Genomic DNA, 12,492 nt, shown 5'->3' on the forward strand with positions numbered 1-12,492 from the left:
TTTTAATTTCTAATCGTCATTTTCTTCGTCAGAGCCTCCGAATGCGGTAACAAAAGGAATCTTCTGCCAGGGACTTGATCCTTGGTCTTCCCATTCATTCACTACCCAGTCTTTAGGTCGTTTCTTGTTCCAGTCGCGGATGAGGCACTTTACACCAATGTGCCCATGTGTATCACCACGTTTACAAGCCGGACATTCTCTTTTCGTCTTGTTGCCCCATAAGTCAGTAGTATAGACATGATCACAAGAGTCAGGTATGACCATCTTCAAGCCATCCATCTGCCAGATGTTCCAGGAGATGATACGAGCTATGCCTATAACAGAAGGTTTAGGAGGAACATTCTTAACAATGAGCCTTCCTTGCTCATCCCTCTCCTTGTTAAACTTATGGATAAAGTTTTCTATATACGTAAAGAGTAAGGCTTCGCGGGCAAGGACAATATTATCTCCTTGCCACTCGTAGCCATAGGTGTGCTTGTAGGCCTCACGGGCCATGTTCAGCCATTCACCGGTGGTCTCTGTATTCTCATTAATTACGCGCAACTTTCGATCAAGAAGTCCGATGCGACGGTCAATAGGGATTGGTTCTCCGGTTGTCGTATCGTAACGGCTGACCAGATACGGAGCTTCTCCACAAGTGATCTCCAAGCGGTTCTCCCGGACATACTTCTTCCAGGTCTTGTTCTTGTCGTCTTCAGGGAACTCAATGCGGCCTTCGGTCGGTATCCATGTATGAACACCATCCTCAAAATGTTCTTCATTGAAGACATTGTCTCGTCCAAACCATGCATCGTCGATCAGGTTGTTCTGAGCGTTGCAGACCCAGGATGGTGTGAACACTTCTGCTTTATCCTTGGATCGGGCTATCTGCAGTTGACGGTCTTTCAAGACACGTGGCATAATGACACGTCCATTCTGCCCCGTGATATTCTCAGGAAGAATCTCATCGTAATATTGATAGCCTTCTCCCTCACGGTCGCTGTAGTCATTGGTTGCCCAGAAAATGTTGGCATGCAGAGATTTATCATTCTTCTCCTTGCGTAGCTTAGCCGACATCGTATGGTCAATCAACAACTGATCGAGCACCTCAGGGGAATATTCATAAATATCTTCCTCTGAGATGTCAACATCAGTGATATGATCGAATAGTCTATATTGCGTCGTTGTCATGCCCCAAAATTAACAAAAATATTTTAATTCAACAATGCTTGGCGAAGAAAATTGCGGTTTATGAATATTATTTCCTTAATAGCTTTTCAAACTTGATTGAATTCTATCTTTAATCTTGTCTCTAAGTTCCTGAGGACCGATCACCTCGACATAGTCTCCCCAGGAGAGGATCTTCTGCTCAAGCTCATAGTTGAGTACAACATCGAGTTCAATCGTTACGCTTTGTTCGTCTTCCGCCACCTTATGCTGACTACCATGCCATGGTTTGGTTGCAACGTATGGGTATTCATTCTTGGGGAACTTAAGCAATACCTTCTCGGCATGCTGTCCTTCCCGTTTTGTCACACCAATGACATCTTTGAAATAATCGTCGAAGTTTATATCGGTGTCACGGAATGGCACTTGAGCAGGCTTGATAGCTAATATGCGATCCAAGGGATAGTTGCTGAGATTGGTGTAGTCACCGGTGCAACAGAAGAGGAACCAACGGTTGTTGTACTCCTTCAGATAGTAAGGGTGAACGATGAGCGTCTGCGGCTCCTTCATCTTGAAGCTCTGATAGCGCAACTCTACGGTCTGCTTCTTACGGATAGCATCGAAGAGCGGTGTGAAGTACTCCATACCTTTATTATATAAGGAGCTCTCAAAGCCTACAGTGGCACGCGCCTGCTTGGCATTGTTCATACAAAGGTTCATGCGTGCACCAAGTTCCTCCATCCATTCGAACTGTGGCATGCCTTTGAAGCGACGAAGGATGCTGAGGGCCTGACTGAGATGCAGGAAGTCATCCTCGGAAAGTTCCTCGGAAAAGATCGAGAACTCAGGATCCTCATAATAATAGGTCATCTGACGACCACGCTTCTTACGGATGATAGTTGTATGATACTCGTTCTCAATGTTCAGCAGATCGTCCATGAGCGTCGTGCGAGACGTGATCTTCGGTTCACCACGAAGCTCAAGCGCCTCGTTGATGAATGCCGTAAGTTCATTGCCCGTATAGGCATGTCCGCTGCGCAGACATCGATCGAGGACGCGCAGCCGCGTGGAATAGTTCTTTGTATTTGGCATAGTTCTTATTTTTTTCTGCAAAGATAAGGTATTCACGTTCACTCTATGCGGACGTGTCCAACTTTTTTCATTTTCTCGGAAAATAATTGCATCTGTCCGTATAGGGCGAACATATGGGTTGTATCTTTGCGGGTGAAAACGATAAAGTATAACTCTAAAAAGTAATTCTATGAAAAAAATCGGTGTTTTACTCTTAACGCTTCTTGTTGTAGCCATATTTGGCTCATGCAGCAAGGATGATGATGTCTCAGTTACGGGAATCAGTCTGTCACCAAAGACTCTAACTTTATTGAAAGGTGAGTCACAGAAACTCAATGTGACAATTACTCCTCAGAACGCCACTGACACAACAGTGACATGGAAGACTTCTGATCCTTCTATTGCCACTGTCAGTACTTCTGGTGTAGTCACTGCTGTCGGAGCAGGCTCAGCTACTATTACAGTTACGTCAACAGACGGACAATTCTCGGCTTCCTGTAATGTAACCGTTAATGTCAATGTGGCAAGCATTACACTGTCTGAGACCTCTTTGAGAATCGAAAAAGGTGATTCGAAGACTCTTGGAGCTACAATCTCGCCGGATGACGCCACTAATAGGACAATCGTATGGAGCTCTAGTAATGAGAAAGTGGCATCTGTTGACCAGAACGGAAAGATAACAGCCTTGGCTGGAGGTTCTGCTACCATTACAGCGACATCTGCGGATGGAAAAGCAAAAGCTCAGTGTGAGGTGAATGTCTTCGTTAGTGTGAATGGAATTTCATTAAACCAATCTACACTGACTTTAATCAGAGGTCAAAAAGAAACATTGGTCCCGACTATCACGCCTTCCGACGCAACAACTACAGATATTGATTGGTCCTCAAGCAATAACCAACTTGCTACAGTTAACAAAGGTGTTGTCACGGCTCTTAAAGCTGGTAAAGTAACTATTACGGCTACGACTGTTGACGGTAAGAAGACAGCATCCTGTGAAATAACCATCAAGCCATCTGAAGTGATTGATTATAACCCCTTTGGAGACGGACAAAATTGGTAGAACTTTTAATATCGAACGATTATGAAAAATATTTTCAGAATACTATTCTCCTCATGCTTATTCATGACTATACTCATGATGATAGGCTGCAGCGAAACCGATGAGCCTTCCATTAGTCAGGCTTCATCATTCAACGACTTGAAATTTGTCGTAAATGTTACTACTGGCAGTAACGGAACACGTGCCGCATCTTCGAAAAAAGACTGGACTGTCGGTGACAAGATCCTTGTAGCCATTGATGGCAATGAGGATGACCTATGTAACCTCCAGTATCAGGGAGATGGTGAATGGGCGGTCACAAAATACAATGACCAGTCCAACTTCCAAAACGACAAAGGAAAGCTGACTGCTGTTCATGCTGATAGCTTATATAAGGATGCCAATACGACCATCACTGGTGGTGACGTTCTCTACACCAAGGAAGGCAGCTATACGAAACATGGTGATGTTGTAGAAATTAACCTCAAAATGAATCAAAGACCTGTAAGTAGAATCGCCATTGTTGGTATGGATAAAAGTTGCTGGATTGATGGATTGGAGGAGTATTCCCATCTGAATAGTTTGGTCTCAATGACATGGGATACAAGTTATCATTCAAATGGCGAACTGTGTAAAGAAGTCTATGGTGATACTTGCGTGTTCTACGGAATACTGCCATCTGAAAATGGTAACACTACAATCAAACTGGTCAATAAAGATGGTGCTACTTATACACGTAGTTTTGAAGGTAAATCTGCGAATGCAGGAGATTATATTCTAATAGGCGGTCCTGAATCAAAGGATGCCGATAAATGGACGAGTCATGTGCCTGTTATTGGGATAGAGGCAAAAGAGAAAACTGTGAATCTTTTGGTAGGTGATGCAGGTAGCGTTAAGGACTGGTATAGTCTGAAGCCTTCTAAACCAACCAACAGCAATGTGACATATACATCTTCAAATGAAAACGTTCTCTCTATTGCTTCCGATGGTAGTTATACCGTTAAAGGTACAGGAAAAACTGACGTAACTATAACAACAGAAGATGGTAATTACTCCTGCAAAATACAAGTCACTGTACAAGATATCACAGATCTTGTTGATTTAGCAGAGACAGGTACCTCTGTTACTATTACAGGCGGTGGTGTCTACTATGGAAGGTATTTTACTGTCACAAATAGAAGTGACTACGATATTACCGTAACCTATCTCGATGGAGATGTAGATGGCGGTAGCGTTGAAATCAAGGCACATGAATCACATGAATTCCAGAACTATTACAGGGTAAGTGGATGGATGAAAACCATTACCTTAAAGTTCACATGCAATGGTAAGCAGTATGAAAAATCTGGTAGCTTCGAGATTTAACAGAACTCGCTCTTAGACTGTTTTTTCTATGAAAGTAGGATTCAGAAAACCTTCTTTGAAAAGAAGTATAAGTGCACGAACCACGGGCCGTTTAAACCGAGCCGTTAAACGAGCCTTCATCCCTGGCTATGGCAAACGTGGCATGGGATGGCTTCATCCGAAGAAGGCTTTATATAATCGAGTGTATCGCCGCACCACTTTTGGTTTAGGTGACCTCATTAAATTATTCTTCAAGTAAGCCTATGGGTAACTTAATCTGTCCTGAATGTGGGTGCCCCGATATTGTAGTTTACGATGACGGCACTGCTGAATGTCAATGCTGTGGCTTCGTGAGCAGCATAGACGTGTTCAAAGATTAATCTAAAAATTTGTTCCTTTAATGTCGGCAGACATTAAGGGGACAAAAACTATCATGATTTTTAGTATTCTTCAGTTTCAACCGGCAAGTCCTTCCATTCAATGGGGAGATCATGCATGACGGCACTCATTTCGCTCAATCCTCCCCCTTCAAAGTAGCTGTTTATTGTTAGAACATCAATTCTCTTAGTTGAAGTCGGAATTTTCTCGAATGTGATAGTTAACATCATACCTTGGTTGTTTTCTATGAGGACATTGTTGCCGAGTTGACCAAAGGAGAAATAGAAAGTTTTATAGGGAACTTGATCGTAACCTTTCAAAATCGCCATAGAAAAATATTTGCTTCGACTTTTGCCAGTGTTACGGACATAGACCGTGATGTCAATGTTACCGTTTTTCAGGTTACCTACGGCTTTCTGAAACTGATATCGATAGCCATCTATATCCATTGTATCGACTACCTGTCTAATGTCGAGTTCCTTCTTGTACTCTGCGTTCCTGTCTGCAAGTTGGTTGAGTCGGTTTTCAAGGTCAGCGACAGTCGACTTAAGTGTACTGTTGTCATTGTTGAGCGTCTTTACCTCTTTTTCCAAGGCAACGACTCGCTGATCAGTCGTGGGTTTAGTGGTTTGAGCCGATACGCTCATGGTCGATAGCAACGCAAGCGTCGCAAAGATGGAAGTAATCTTTTTCATAGTTGGGTTGTTGGGTTATTACTCTAATGCAAAATTAGTGAAAAGATTTAAGAAAAGCTAAGGGATTACCCTATATGGATGTAGGGAATCCCTATTATCTACCTGTTACACGATTATCACGCATCATACACGAAGGTGAACTTCTCTTCGGTCTTCAGCGAGTTGCCAACGGTGCAGCCATTCTTCGTGAATGCCTCAATGCGACGTCGCTGAGCCTCGGGAACTTCACTACCGAAGTGGAACTCAATGGCGATGGCAGTTACACTCGCGTGTCCTTCTGCAAACTCAATGCCTTTCAGTTCAGCATGCCATCCGTCGGCATTGATGCCTGCCTTAGCTGCTCCCATGGAAGCGGTGGTCAAAGCACAGGCCATTAAAGACTCAGCAAACAATTCGACAGGTGTAATCAGCTCTCCTTTACCACCATGGGAAGCAGGAGCGTCTGTATGTGTCTGTTCTTTCTCGTTACTGATTTCCATCCGGAAACCGCCAATGTTCTTAATAGTGATGCTCATAATAGTAGAATTTGGTTTAACTTTATCAGCGACAAATATACGACTTTTATCTGAGATTGAGTTCAAAATTCACTTAATTTTCTCTTCTGCTGCCATCTCGAGACGGTCTTCGTCGTCCTTCCGCTGATAAACAGCGATGATCTTCCCCTGTAGCCGTTCCTTGAGGAGGGTGTTGCGCTGGGTGACTGTGTTGTGGTTGACCGCATACCACAATGCTTTGCGGGTACCGATGAGAATGCAGATCTTCTTGGCACGGGTCACGGCAGTGTAGATGAGGTTCCGCTGTAGCATGACATAGTTGGTGAAGTGGACGGGGATGATGACGATGGGGTATTCCGAGCCTTGACTCTTGTGGATGGTTGTAGCATAGGAAAGGCTCAACTCATCGAGCTCCGAGGATTCATATTCAACAGACTTGCCATCAAAATTGACGGTCAATGTCCGGTCTTCCATGTTTACGAGCGTGACGATGCCCATATCACCGTTGAACACTTCCTTCTGGTAGTCATTCTTGAGCTGCATGACGCGGTCGTTCTTCCGGAAGGTGTAACCGCCTCGCTGCAAGCCTTCACCGACAGGGTTGACAGCCTGTTGGATGGAGATGTTGAGATTGCTGGCTCCAATGACCGAGCGTTGCATCGGTGTGAGAACCTGTATGCTTGTCGAAGGCACATGATAGGCTTGTGGAAGACGGGACTTAACGAGACTGACGATAGTCGAAGCTATCTGCTCCGGATCTTCTGATTCCATGAAGAAGAAATCGGACTGTCTACCATTACTGATGTCGGGGAAGCGCCCCTCGTTGATGGCGTGGGCATTCATGATGATTCGGCTTGTCTGTGCCTGACGGAAGATGCGGGTCAGACGGACAACGGGGACAACATTAGAAGATATGATATCACGCAATACATTGCCGGGACCTACAGAAGGCAACTGGTCTACATCGCCAACGAGGAGCAGGCGCATGCCTTGGGGAAGGGCTTTGAGGAGCGAGTTCATCAATACAATGTCAATCATCGAGCTCTCGTCAACAATCAGTGCGTCACCTTCAAGGGGATTGTCCTCATTATACTTATATCCTTCGGATGGGTTGAAGCCGAGCAGTCGGTGGATGGTCTTAGACTCCATGCCTGTTGCCTCCGTCATTCGTTTGGCGGCACGGCCGGTAGGAGCAGCACAGAGAATCTCCAAGCCCATGGTCTGCCAGGCAGCGATGATACCTTGCGTGACTGTTGTCTTGCCCGTACCTGGGCCACCGGTCAACACCATGACCTTTGACTTCACCGCCTGACGGATAGCCTCCGTCTGTAAGTCGTCGTAGGTGATGCCCGTACGTTTCTGAATCTCCTTGATGTTCGGTTCCTTCTGGAAGAGCGTCTTGGAGGTGTCCTGCATCAGCAGTCGCAACTTGTTGGCCACACCGACCTCACTATAATAGAGTGGAGGCAGATAGATAGCTTCACCTTCTATCTTCAGGTCCTCTGAGGCTATCATCTTGTCAAGCACCTGTTCGATAGAATCCTTGTCAGCTCCGAGCAGTTGGACGCCGGCATCAAGCAGTTGGTTGCGTTCAGCATAGACATGCCCCTCATTGGACAGTTGGTTTAGCGTATAGACGATGCCGCTCTTGCAGCGCCTCGAGTCGTTCTTCGTATAGCCCATCTTCTCAGCAATGCTGTCAGCTGTCTTGAAGCCGATGCCCCAGATGTCATCGGCAAGGCAATAAGGATTGTCCTGTACCTTCTGGATACTTTCCTTACCGTAGGCTTTGTAGATCTTTGCAGCGTAGGCGGTGCTGACGCCGTTACCTTGGAGGAACACCATCACTTCCTTCACATCGAGCTGCTTCATCCACGAGTCGTGGATTTTCTTGATGCGCTTGGGACCGATGCCGGGCACATCACTGAGTTTCTTCGGCTCCTTCTCAATGACATCAAATGTGTCGAGACCAAAGGTAGAGACAATGAGCTTGGCATATTTCGGACCGATACCCTTGACCAGACCGCTACCGAGGTACTTCTCAATACCAAACTCCGTGGCAGGCATGGCTTCCTCATAGGTGCTGACGACGAACTGGGAGCCATACTGCTTGTTGACTTTCCATTCGCCCTCAGCCACCATCACCGTGCCGACGGTCACTTCCGGCATATTGCCGACCAGCGTGACGAGATCGTTGTATCCCTTCACGTTAGCCTTCAGGATGCTGTAACCGTTCTCTGCACTCTGATAGGTGATTCGTTCTATGACTGCTCGAAGCTTGCTCATTGTTAAATGTTCAACCATCTACGTGGTTGTCCATTAATGCTAAGTATATTTGCAAAGATAACGCTAAATTGGCAGACAAACGAATGAATCGTAGCTTTTGTTCCTCTTTATGACATTTGGCATTATGAAGGATGATAACAAGTGTTACCCCGACATTAGGCAGATTACCGTTGGAACAGACTTTGCTTTGTCCTTAATAGAAAATAACCACATAAATATTACGACAATGGATACAAAAGGAATTGAGACAAAGAAGGTGTTCGACTACAAGAGTCTGATCGACTATAAGCCGGGAGAGGTCGATGAGAAGATGGTGACGTTCGTCAAGGGCGGAGGCGTTGAACTGAAGGCTGCTGATGCCGGAACGGATATTGCTGAGCACAGTGTTCCTTATCAGGCTACGCTCTATGTTCTCGATGGTGAGGCAGAGGTGACCATTGACGGTCAGGTATTCAATCCTCACGAGGGACAGCTGCTCGTAGTGCCGGCCAATGCCAAGCACAGTCTGCATGCCAACAAGCGTTTCACTGTCTTACTGTCTGTGATATCAGCATAATAAGCTACGCATAGAGCGTAAAGGCAGAGCCATGTGAGCCTTCACCCTCATAATCGGCTGACATAGGTAAGTGGGAGAGGAGAACGGATAGTTTCTCTTCTTCCACTTTTTCGTTGAGTTCCAAGCGAAAGGCAAAAGAAAGTCGGTCAAAGTGGAGATTCCAAATACTATATCCCAATGCATTGACAGCAGCAGTTATCTCGTCTTGAAGTTGCCAGACATCCTCGTAATTCATGCTCTTATTATGATTTCTGTCTCAATTTCATGTAATGCTTCCGCTTGTCAGCCGATAATTTCTCAAGACTGTAGCGGAGCATGGTACGCGGCATCTCAGCAGCATGCTGGTCGAGGAAGAAAGTAAGACCGGCAAGGTCACGTTTCCCAGCTTCCCGTAACATCCAGCCTACGGCTTTATGAATGAGGTCGTGAGGATGATGGAGTAGGATAGAGGCAATAGCGTATGTATCGGCAGTATCTCCATTGCGGATGAAGGCATAGGTGGAAACGATGGCTATACGCTGCTCCCATAGATTCTTGCTGTGAGCGAGTTGATAGAGCGGCTGCCGGTCTTTGTCTGACAGGTAGGATCCGACAATATATAGGGCGGAGCTATCTACCAAGTCCCAGTTGTTGACAGAAGACGTATGGTTCAGATAGAACTCATAGATCTTCCGCCTTGTTTCTTCTGTTTCCTCCGGTGAATGGGTCTTACTCCATGAACGTTTCTCGGTCTGCTCCATCTGTCCGACGAGGATGAAGATTCCGGCAAGGCGAACCTCATGAAAGGGTGACTGCAGCAGACCGTCGATGTCCTCAAGTGAAGTATCCTTGTGATTGGCTACTACTTTGCGGACATCGGGAACGGAGACGCCGACGAACTGGTCGCCCTCGGCATACTCGCCCTTCCCGGACTTAAAGAAAGAAGCATTATGCTCCTTTCTTACAGGATTGGCATACGCCTCGAGCTCAGAAAGGATTGATTCTACTGTCATAGCTTATTCAGTGCTTTGTTCTCTTCCGCTTTTCAATCTTCGGCGTATCCAACAACTCCTTACGCTCATCATAGATGGAACGATAATGGTCTATGAGAGCCTGGAGAGAGTTAGTACGGTCAGCCGTTTGCTGATATTCAGCAGAACCCTTCTTACCAGCTTTCTCCAAGGCATCAAGTTTGGAACTATAGAGTTTCAAAGCGTTTTCGGCAATCGTAATTTGTCCCTGTAATGCCTTGAGTGCTGTCTGTAATGCTTCGTTGACCATGTTACTTGCTTCCTAAGTCTCTTTTGACATCTTCATCTGATGACTTATCTTTGCGTTCCGGAGCAATTTCTCCGAAGGCAATACCAAAAAGCATTCCTATTGATATACCTAAGGCTATATCCCACTTAGCTATAGCAGCAACGGCTGCACCGAACATTGCACCTAAGGAGATGCCTGTGGCCAGGCTCATTGCTTTGTGTTTCTTTCCTTCTTTCATATTAGCTGTCTATTAGATGAAGATACCTTAATATTATTTGCCTACAAATTTAATTATTTCTTTTGACAAATCCGTGTCATCCAATAGATTTTTGTATCTTTCCTCTATAAAACCTAATAGATTTCCGGGTAGGAGTAACTAAAACAAAGGATTTTGGTCAAGTATTTCTTAAAATGGCACATAACATCCTACACCCACGTTTACGCGGGTGTAGGGGATTATCATACTTTCCTCTTCGAGCTCAAGGCTCAAACTGGCTTCCATGGCCACCCGTGGGATAAGTTAATTTGCCAGCGAGGTCAGAACCATCACAAAGATAATAGCCTTTCCATGAGTGGTATATCGTTGTCACCCGTTTGAAGCGGGCGATTGACGATCTTGTTTTTGGAAGTCTACGTAATCCGTCTTGTCGTGGATTACATGCCATGCGGCAACTAACAACTTTCTTGCCACGGCCACAATGACCTTCATTTTGTTTTTCTTTCTGACTTGTGTCTGGTGGTAGGAGAATCTGCTGAAAAAACAGTTCTTTGTCCTGCTTGCAGCCCATGCGCACTGAATGATGTTCTTACGCAAATAGACATTGCCGTGAGTTATGCGACGTGACTTGAACTTCCTGTTGGACTCGTCGTTTCTCGGTCTCAGCCCACTCCAAGCTGCAAGGTGGTTGGCCGTTTCGAACTTGCTCATGTCCGTTCCGATCTCTGCGATCAATGATGTGGCCGTACGCTCCTTTACTCCTGGTATGGTCTGCAACCGTCTCAACTCGTCAGGATATTTCTCCTGACATATCTCCAACATTCTCTCAAGGCACTCCTGCTTGTGTTCCTCGGCCAGGTCAAGCTCCTCACGCAACTGCCTGAGCACGTCTATCTCCGCTTGTGATATGACACCGGTCAGCGAGGCCAGTATTGTTTCCCTGCCGTGATGTTTGATGATGCGTCCGTGAATTTCCTCTATCAGAATCTCCGGGTCTGTCACACCCTCGGATATTTTCCGCACCACGTCCTTGTAGCTCTTACTGTCCACGTTGGACACATAATTGCTCAGTCGGATATTGCATCGCTGCATCACGGCATCAAGTTTGGACAACTTGCGGACGATTTCCTCGTCAAGGTCGAAGATACGTCTGTCGTACTGGCGGAGTTGCTGTATATCCTCAGGTGGCACGAAACTGCTACTGATAAGATTTTTCATCGTGCACTCGGCAATCCATTGCGCGTCAGCAACATCGCTTTTGTGTCCGGGCAGCTGTTTGATGAAATAAGGGTTGACGAGCTGCAGGTGAAAATGGGGTGCAAGAATTCGCCAAATGGGAATCCAGTAGACGCTCGTACTCTCCATGGACACTTCCTCCACATGATGGGCGAGCAACAAATCACGCATCTGATGCAGTTGAAATGTTAAAACTCCGAAAACTTTCTCGATTAATTCGCCATCCTCGCTCAAAATACAAAGATATACACTATCTTTGTCGAAAAAATAGTGTGAAAGTATGAGCACCCCGAATATTATACAGAAGGAGCAACTCTATTCAGAGTTAATTCCACAAGTCAAGTCTCTGATAGATGGCATTGACAATCATGTCGGTGCACTGGCCAATGTCGCAGCCTTGCTCCATGATACGTTGCCTTATTTCTTCTGGGTTGGCTTCTATATCGTGAGAAACGGTCAACTGGAGCTCGGTCCGTTCCAAGGTCCGGTTGCCTGCTACACTATCAGTAAGGGCAAGGGCGTATGTGGAACGGCATGGGAAAAGGCGAAGACGGTTGTTGTACCCGATGTTGAGCAATTCCCCGGTCACATCGCTTGTTCATCAAAATCCAGATCAGAGATAGTCGTTCCGATACGAAAGAATGACGATATCGTGGCCGTGCTGGATGTTGACAGTACCGGTCTGAACACATTCAGTGAGGAAGACAAGGAGGGACTGGAGAAAATTGCCGAGATCATAAGTGATTTGTTTAACTGCACTTACAATGGCTGAAGTAAATAGAATCAGAATA

14 protein-coding genes are annotated in these 12,492 nt (G+C 45.7%); 4 read left to right on the forward strand and 10 right to left on the reverse strand.

Annotated elements, in window-relative coordinates; all coding sequences use genetic code 11:
* Nucleotides 1-9 precede the first annotated feature (9 nt).
* Together FYJ73_RS08210 and FYJ73_RS08215 are read right to left on the reverse strand one after the other, a co-directional pair.
* Nucleotides 10-1,170 (reverse strand): restriction endonuclease subunit M, encoded by a 1,161-nt coding sequence (locus FYJ73_RS08210; RefSeq protein WP_154534236.1) that lies wholly within the window; start codon nt 1,168-1,170, stop codon nt 10-12.
* Between the two features lie 75 nt (nt 1,171-1,245).
* Nucleotides 1,246-2,238, reverse strand: a complete 993-nt coding sequence (locus FYJ73_RS08215; protein WP_206081735.1) for a helix-turn-helix transcriptional regulator — start codon at nt 2,236-2,238, stop codon at nt 1,246-1,248.
* A 169-nt stretch (nt 2,239-2,407) separates the two neighbouring features.
* Between FYJ73_RS08215 and FYJ73_RS08220 the strand changes: the two genes are divergently transcribed.
* On the forward strand, nt 2,408-3,277 hold the full coding sequence (locus tag FYJ73_RS08220) for an Ig-like domain-containing protein (protein ID WP_154534238.1): 870 nt from the start codon (nt 2,408-2,410) through the stop codon (nt 3,275-3,277).
* A 21-nt stretch (nt 3,278-3,298) separates the two neighbouring features.
* On the forward strand, nt 3,299-4,621 hold the full coding sequence (locus tag FYJ73_RS08225; RefSeq protein ID WP_154534239.1) for an Ig-like domain-containing protein: 1,323 nt from the start codon (nt 3,299-3,301) through the stop codon (nt 4,619-4,621).
* A gap of 419 nt (nt 4,622-5,040) precedes the next feature.
* Here the strand turns inward: FYJ73_RS08225 and FYJ73_RS08230 are convergent, their stop codons facing one another.
* From FYJ73_RS08230 to recD2, 3 genes are all read right to left on the reverse strand, one after another.
* Nucleotides 5,041-5,673, reverse strand: a complete 633-nt coding sequence (locus FYJ73_RS08230; protein ID WP_154534240.1) for a hypothetical protein — start codon at nt 5,671-5,673, stop codon at nt 5,041-5,043.
* Between the two features lie 116 nt (nt 5,674-5,789).
* The gene (locus FYJ73_RS08235) at nt 5,790-6,188 is read right to left on the reverse strand and encodes an OsmC family protein (RefSeq protein WP_154534241.1); all 399 of its coding nucleotides are present in this window, start codon (nt 6,186-6,188) and stop codon (nt 5,790-5,792) included.
* A gap of 69 nt (nt 6,189-6,257) precedes the next feature.
* Nucleotides 6,258-8,453 carry an SF1B family DNA helicase RecD2 gene (recD2, locus tag FYJ73_RS08240; RefSeq protein ID WP_154534242.1) on the reverse strand — a complete coding sequence of 732 codons (2,196 nt, stop codon included), beginning with the start codon at nt 8,451-8,453 and terminating at the stop codon, nt 6,258-6,260.
* 226 nt (nt 8,454-8,679) lie between these two features.
* Here recD2 and FYJ73_RS08245 point away from each other — a divergent pair, with 226 nt between their 5' ends.
* Entirely contained in the window at nt 8,680-9,009 is a 330-nt protein-coding gene (locus FYJ73_RS08245) for a cupin domain-containing protein (protein ID WP_154534243.1), read from the forward strand.
* A 4-nt stretch (nt 9,010-9,013) separates the two neighbouring features.
* Here the strand turns inward: FYJ73_RS08245 and FYJ73_RS08250 are convergent, their stop codons facing one another.
* From FYJ73_RS08250 to FYJ73_RS08270, 5 genes are all read right to left on the reverse strand, one after another.
* Nucleotides 9,014-9,244 carry a hypothetical protein gene (locus tag FYJ73_RS08250; protein ID WP_154534244.1) on the reverse strand — a complete coding sequence of 77 codons (231 nt, stop codon included), beginning with the start codon at nt 9,242-9,244 and terminating at the stop codon, nt 9,014-9,016.
* 7 nt (nt 9,245-9,251) lie between these two features.
* A complete protein-coding gene (locus tag FYJ73_RS08255; protein WP_154534245.1) occupies nt 9,252-10,001 on the reverse strand; it encodes a DNA alkylation repair protein in 750 nt (249 codons plus the stop codon).
* 7 nt (nt 10,002-10,008) lie between these two features.
* Nucleotides 10,009-10,269: a hypothetical protein gene (locus tag FYJ73_RS08260; RefSeq protein ID WP_154534246.1), complete on the reverse strand. Its 261-nt coding sequence runs from the start codon at nt 10,267-10,269 to the stop codon at nt 10,009-10,011.
* Between the two features lies 1 nt (nt 10,270).
* Entirely contained in the window at nt 10,271-10,486 is a 216-nt protein-coding gene (locus FYJ73_RS08265) for a glycine zipper domain-containing protein (RefSeq protein WP_206081736.1), read from the reverse strand.
* Between the two features lie 348 nt (nt 10,487-10,834).
* On the reverse strand, nt 10,835-11,989 hold the full coding sequence (locus FYJ73_RS08270) for an IS110 family RNA-guided transposase (RefSeq protein WP_336509590.1): 1,155 nt from the start codon (nt 11,987-11,989) through the stop codon (nt 10,835-10,837).
* Here FYJ73_RS08270 and FYJ73_RS08275 point away from each other — a divergent pair.
* Entirely contained in the window at nt 11,982-12,473 is a 492-nt protein-coding gene (locus tag FYJ73_RS08275) for a GAF domain-containing protein (protein ID WP_154534248.1), read from the forward strand. The genes FYJ73_RS08270 and FYJ73_RS08275 overlap by 8 nt on opposite strands.
* Nucleotides 12,474-12,492 lie beyond the last annotated feature (19 nt).

The sequence above is a fragment of the Hallella mizrahii genome (genome assembly GCF_009695775.1).
GTDB classification, from domain to species: Bacteria; Bacteroidota; Bacteroidia; order Bacteroidales; family Bacteroidaceae; genus Prevotella; species Prevotella mizrahii.

What these genes read in the sequence shown, in the direction of transcription:
- FYJ73_RS08210 (WP_154534236.1), bottom strand. Translation starts at nt 1,170, where the DNA reads ATGACAACGACGCAATATAGACTATTCGATCATATCACTGATGTTGAC.
- FYJ73_RS08215 (WP_206081735.1), bottom strand. Translation starts at nt 2,238, where the DNA reads ATGCCAAATACAAAGAACTATTCCACGCGGCTGCGCGTCCTCGATCGA.
- FYJ73_RS08220 (WP_154534238.1), top strand. Translation starts at nt 2,408, where the DNA reads ATGAAAAAAATCGGTGTTTTACTCTTAACGCTTCTTGTTGTAGCCATA.
- FYJ73_RS08225 (WP_154534239.1), top strand. Translation starts at nt 3,299, where the DNA reads ATGAAAAATATTTTCAGAATACTATTCTCCTCATGCTTATTCATGACT.
- FYJ73_RS08230 (WP_154534240.1), bottom strand. Translation starts at nt 5,673, where the DNA reads ATGAAAAAGATTACTTCCATCTTTGCGACGCTTGCGTTGCTATCGACC.
- FYJ73_RS08235 (WP_154534241.1), bottom strand. Translation starts at nt 6,188, where the DNA reads ATGAGCATCACTATTAAGAACATTGGCGGTTTCCGGATGGAAATCAGT.
- recD2 (WP_154534242.1), bottom strand. Translation starts at nt 8,453, where the DNA reads ATGAGCAAGCTTCGAGCAGTCATAGAACGAATCACCTATCAGAGTGCA.
- FYJ73_RS08245 (WP_154534243.1), top strand. Translation starts at nt 8,680, where the DNA reads ATGGATACAAAAGGAATTGAGACAAAGAAGGTGTTCGACTACAAGAGT.
- FYJ73_RS08250 (WP_154534244.1), bottom strand. Translation starts at nt 9,244, where the DNA reads ATGAATTACGAGGATGTCTGGCAACTTCAAGACGAGATAACTGCTGCT.
- FYJ73_RS08255 (WP_154534245.1), bottom strand. Translation starts at nt 10,001, where the DNA reads ATGACAGTAGAATCAATCCTTTCTGAGCTCGAGGCGTATGCCAATCCT.
- FYJ73_RS08260 (WP_154534246.1), bottom strand. Translation starts at nt 10,269, where the DNA reads ATGGTCAACGAAGCATTACAGACAGCACTCAAGGCATTACAGGGACAA.
- FYJ73_RS08265 (WP_206081736.1), bottom strand. Translation starts at nt 10,486, where the DNA reads ATGAAAGAAGGAAAGAAACACAAAGCAATGAGCCTGGCCACAGGCATC.
- FYJ73_RS08275 (WP_154534248.1), top strand. Translation starts at nt 11,982, where the DNA reads ATGAGCACCCCGAATATTATACAGAAGGAGCAACTCTATTCAGAGTTA.